1 protein-coding gene is annotated in these 4,194 nt (G+C 51.4%); it reads right to left on the bottom strand.

The genetic code is table 11. The annotated features are described in order from the left end of the window. On the bottom strand, positions 1-4,194 hold a 4,194-nt coding region (locus tag BMZ56_RS25775; RefSeq protein WP_256213874.1), incomplete at both ends, for a phage tail family protein.

Below are 4,194 nucleotides of genomic sequence, written 5' to 3'. Positions count from 1 at the left end.
ATCACACTGCTTGAAATACTACTTATCGATGGCGTTATCGCGTTTATATGCCAAGCGTCGACAAACGCGCCGGCTACCGTTACTGTCGCAGCTAAAAGTGCGCCCGGGGCGCTCCAGTATTCCCCGGCACGTTGGAAGAACTCATGCCCACCAGAAGACTGGATGGCGCGGCCGGATCCGCCGGATGCGTTGTTGATAATCGATAATCCGATAGCGGCACTCGCATACGTCTCAATATTTAAAGCCCGTCGGCTGACCTGATCAGTACGGATATGGACTATCGGCGAAGACGACGATTCATTCATCCTCAGAAATGTATTTGGCGCGCTCGATAGATTATTAAATATCAGAGAGGTATCTACAGCTGAATTGACCAGCTTATTTCCGGAAACATTAAAGCCACCGACCTTACTACTACCGGTCACTGTCAGGTTCGTAGCCGTAATTGATTGAGCGAACAGGTTTGCAACATCAATATCTACAGCTTTTATAGAACCTGCAGTAATGACGTTCGCGCGTATCCAAGCCACATCAAGCAGCGTTGTTACTATTTTGCCTCCACTGATTATTGTACTATTCAGGTCAGCCAGCGCAACAACATCCTTGTACGCCATATCCTTTAAAGCAGCCGTAAGCGCATTATGAGCATTTTGCGCGGCAACGGCCTTGCTATCCGCCGTTGCCGCAGCGGATTTGACCGTCTGCGAGAAAGCAAGTGTCTGCGAGCTGATCTCCGTAACCGTCGGATGGGCAACATAGACGCTTCGGGATGTGCCGCTATTCGAGTAGTTAAGCCAACGCAAAAGAATGCGCTTTGTGGTGGGCTGCATGCGGTAGTGCCTCGTGATGTTAAGTCCGATACCTGCGGCGTCGGCTGGCAGAAAGCCTGAAGGCAAGATATAAGCTGTCATTTTGCGCCATGACGCAATTGTAGTGCTAAGGGTTATAAAATACCCATTGGTGGTATCACTTTCTAGAGAACCAGTGTTAGTTATCGGTTCAACAGCGATATTGTTGCTGGTGCCCCCGGCGGTGGACGTTGCATATAGACCAAAATATTTATTTCCCCCCGCCGTTGGCGCGTACATCCACAATGTAACCTCATATATCTTCGCAGGATCCACATCGAACCAATCGGATAATATTTGAGAATCACCCGACGTAGTACACCTTAGCACAGGTGTGGAAAGCCCGTTAAAAGACACGCTTGCTACTGCAAGCCCTGGCCCCGACCAACCTGAAATATCGCCGGTAACAGCCGGATTTTTGACTAAACTGACCTTGTCCTCGGTGAACGATCGGGCCAGCGCCAGGGCATTGTTGGCTTTCGTGGTTGCATCCGTTGCAGCGGCGGCAATGGCGGCAGATTGTGCCGCGCTGGCCTGCTGTTGGGCGTAGGTTGTCGTAGCTCCATTCCCATTCGAGATGATCTGCGATGCGTTTATCCGGGCGCTGTTGATGGTTCCGGAAGTAATGACCGACGCGTCCAGCGCGAGCGTATTGATATAACCGGCATTGATGACATTCGAACGGATGTAATTGGCGTCTATTAGGGTCGTGACCAGCTTACCGCCACTGATAACCGTCGTACCCATGTCGGCCAGCTGGACAATGTCCTTGTAGGCCATGCCCTTCAATTGGGCTGTCAGGTTGTTATAGGCTGTTTGCGCGGTTTGGGCTTTAGCATCAGCGTCATCGATTAGCGCTTTGAAATTTAATTCCGCATCAGTTACATCGAATACCGTCGCATATGCGACGAACCAATCTACCGGCACCGAGGGGGTTCCGGGCAATCCTGAAATATAAAAATAGCTTGTTGTTGAAAAAGTGCCCGATGTACCGCATTGGTGTATGTGTATGTATTCCTCCCAATTACCCGTTCCTTCGTTCGGTGTAATCCATTGTTGTGTACGACCAGTACCGGAAGCGTTGCTGGACCAGGTGATGGTACGGCCCTGCGGTATCATTGCTATTATTCTGGTTATGAACCTTGCATTGGCCCTCGAAACATTACCGAAATAAAAACCTCCGATACCTGGTGAAGCGCTACCGGTGTTCCTTATCCGGATAACCTGACCGGAAGTGGTCGGACTGGCGCTCGACGCCACCCGGTCGACGGTTACATTGTTATTTCCGGCATTGTTGTATCTAATAATATCATTGAGTCCAGTCCGGAAATCAGGATCGCGGTATAGCATCTTCCCTCCTGCCCACGACTTACCTTCTGCAAAGTCCATAGCAGTTTGTTCAGCAGCATTTCTCGCTGCATTAGCCTTAGCTTGCGCATCAGCACTTGCGGCACTTATAGCCGCTGCCTGCGCGATATCGGCTTTGCTTTGGGCAACGGTCTCGGCATAATCTATAATACCGTTGAGTTGACCCGTAACAAAACTAATTTGAGAGTTCGTATAGGTGGTTGACTGGGCAACCGCGTTATCTGCCATGACCTGTATAGCAAGCTCCGATTCCTCCCTTGTCGGCACGTTACTACCGGCAGTTACCTGAATCTTGCCGGTTATGTAGGCGTTTTGTGCATACAGCCCGTAGCCCGTTAGCGCCCCCATGTCGGGGTCGACGATACCATCCAGCTTACCCATTCTGACTTTAGTCTTGCCATCCAAGCTGGCGGACGTTACGCCGTCGATCACATCGATGTATGGAGCATTATCGTCGCTTGCTGTTAGGTACAATGCGCCCCGGCGGCTCGTATTGGTCACATTACCCATTCGCACCACATCGTCACCCGGCTCAGGAAAGCCACCGCCGTCCAACATGGTTAAAGTGAATGAAAAACTAGACGTCGAAATTATGCGCGCGACATAATATTTTACATTACGCCCGGTCCAGCGTTGGCAACGGATAATGTCGTCAACTACGAACGGAACGGCTATCGTGCCGTTGTCCGAATCAATCTCGCAAAAGTAATTACTACCGATCTGAGTGACCCCATTGATCTTGATCGCGTCCGATATCCATACGCTGCCATTGGTCGCCCGGATTTGGTTGATGATTAGCTCATACACGTTCATTTCCTTGCGCACAGTGAGCTTATCGAAGGTTGCGGATACGTTGTCGTTTTCATTGACGATATTCCATCCCGAACCACTGAACCCCGAAACAAACAGCGGTGAACCCGTGCCGGCAAAACGGGGACTATCACCGCTGCGCACCGGTTGGTTCATGTAGTCCGCGAACTGCATCCCGTCCCACTTATCCGAATCGAGGGCATAATCCGCCACATCGGCATTGTAGGCGCGGCCGGAAAGATCAGCGTATCCAGCCTTTGCTTTATCCGGTCCCAAATAAAGGTACCCGTCACGTTCAGAAAGCCGGTTAAGGAATAGATTCTTCCGCATCTGATCGGGGTCAAGCAGTCCCGCCGTTTGGATCGCGTAAAGAATCCGTTCCTGCTGGGCGTACTGCCGGGCGATCTCCGAGGGTTTGATGCGCTCCGTTAATTTCAATCCGGTATACTTGGCAGGTTGTTGCAAGTCACGCTGCCATCCGGCGATACGCAGATCCTTATCGATGCCCAATTCGGCATCCTTGATGTTAATGGTATAGCCTAGCCGGAGATTCGGTTCATTCTGCAATACCCATAAAGGCGTCAGCTCCGCAGTGTATTCATGCCGGTCTACCTTGTTTTCATCGAGGTAGGACTGGCCCGCCGCCAGTAGCCTGCTCTCCGCATCGGTAACATAGCTAGCGGGCATATTGATATCCAGCAGCACGTATTTATCGCCGACAGCAAACACCAGTGGCGGATTAGGTACGCCATCCGGATAGGCTGGATCGTCGTCTATGCGCTTGATCGTGATGGTTCTGGTCGCGTGTACATATTCAGTGATTTCGAACTCGAACGACGCCAGCTGACCGGAAACAAACGACACTTTTGCCGGGGTGCCCGTTAGCTGATCATTGATGTCAAAGTCCAGCGTGTTGTCAACAAAAGACAACTCATCTACACCTAATGCGGTCACGGTACCTGTACGTGACGGGAAGATGTTGTCGAAGAAAACCGTATGCTCCACGATCTCCTCTTCCGGCCCGATGGGAGCCTCCAGGTATGGCCGGTCGGCCAATGGCAATTGAAGCCGGGTAAATCCGTACCCTGATGGGAGATTCCGCGATGCACCTTCAACATAGAGCCTGTTGATGACCGACGTTTCCGTACGGCCGCGGGTGAGCTTATAC

Origin of the sequence: Parapedobacter indicus (assembly GCF_900113765.1) — a bacterium.
Taxonomy (GTDB): Bacteria; Bacteroidota; Bacteroidia; order Sphingobacteriales; family Sphingobacteriaceae; genus Parapedobacter; species Parapedobacter indicus.
The sequence above is the reverse complement of the archived record's forward strand: the minus strand, read 5'-3'. Positions and strand labels throughout refer to the sequence as shown.